At 73.2% G+C, this 1138-nt stretch carries 1 protein-coding gene; it reads left to right on the top strand.

Translation table 11 applies throughout. The features are described from left to right. The coding region (locus tag J0670_RS38455) for an MFS transporter (protein WP_243438110.1) at window positions 1-1138 on the top strand (1138 nt) is incomplete at both ends.

The following is a 1138-nucleotide window of genomic DNA, read 5'->3' as shown; positions in this document are numbered from 1 at the left end:
TTCGCCGACCTCAGCCCGCTGCGCGACCACCCCGACTACCGCCGGGTCTGGTTCGGGCAGGCGGTGTCCTCCATAGGCCAGCAGATGACGGCCGTGGCCGTCTCCGTCCAGGTCTACGACCTCACCGGTTCTTCCTTCGCGACCGGCCTGGTGGGCCTGTTCTCCCTCTTCCCGCTGGTCGCCTTCGGCCTCTACGGCGGTGCCATCGCCGACACCGTCGACCGGCGCAAGCTGGGCCTGATCGGCTCGGCCGGCCTGGCCGCCGTCTCGGCCGTCCTCGCCGCCCAGGCCATCGCCGGCCTCGGCCTGGTGGCCGTCCTCTACGCCGCCGTCGCCGCCCAGGCCGGGTTCTTCGCCCTCAGCTCGCCCGCCCGCTCCGCGATGATCCCCAGGCTGGTCCCCAGCCACCAGCTCCCGGCGGCGAACGCGCTGAACACCGTCAGCATGAACCTCGGCCTCACCGTCGGCCCGATGATCGGCGGCGTCCTCATCGGCACCTACGGGGCCCAGGCCGCCTACCTGGTCGACACCGTCGCCTTCACCGGAACCCTCTACGCGATGTGGCGCCTGCCCGCCATGCGGCCGCTCGGCGACCGCAAGGGCCGCGCCTCCGTCCTCGACGGGCTGCGCTTCCTGCGGGAGCAGCCCAACCTGCGCACCAGCTTCCTCGCCGACCTGGCCGCGATGATCTTCGGCATGCCGCGTGCCCTCTTCCCGGCGATCGCGGTCACCTTCTACGGCGGCGACGCCCGTACCGTCGGACTGCTGGTCTCCGCCCCGGCCATCGGCGCCCTGATCGGCGCGCTCTTCTCCGGCTGGGTCGGCCGCATCCACCGCCAGGGCGTCGCCGTCCTCGCCGCCGTCTCCGCCTGGGGCCTCGCCATCGCCGCCTTCGGCGCACTCCACAACCTCTGGCTCGGCCTGGCCCTGCTCGCGGTGGCCGGCTGCGCCGACACCGTCAGCATGATCTTCCGCAACACGATGATGCAGGTCGCCGCCCCCGACGAGATGCGCGGCCGCCTCCAGGGCATCTTCATCGTCGTCGTGGCCGGCGGCCCCCGCCTCGGCGACTTCGAGTCCGGCGCCGTCGCCGCCCTCACCAACCCGGCCACCTCCGTGATCACCGGCGGCCTCGCCT

This window comes from Streptomyces sp. FH025, from assembly GCF_017427025.1.
GTDB lineage: Bacteria > Actinomycetota > Actinomycetes > Streptomycetales > Streptomycetaceae > Kitasatospora.
The sequence above is the reverse complement of the archived record's forward strand: the minus strand, read 5'-3'. Positions and strand labels throughout refer to the sequence as shown.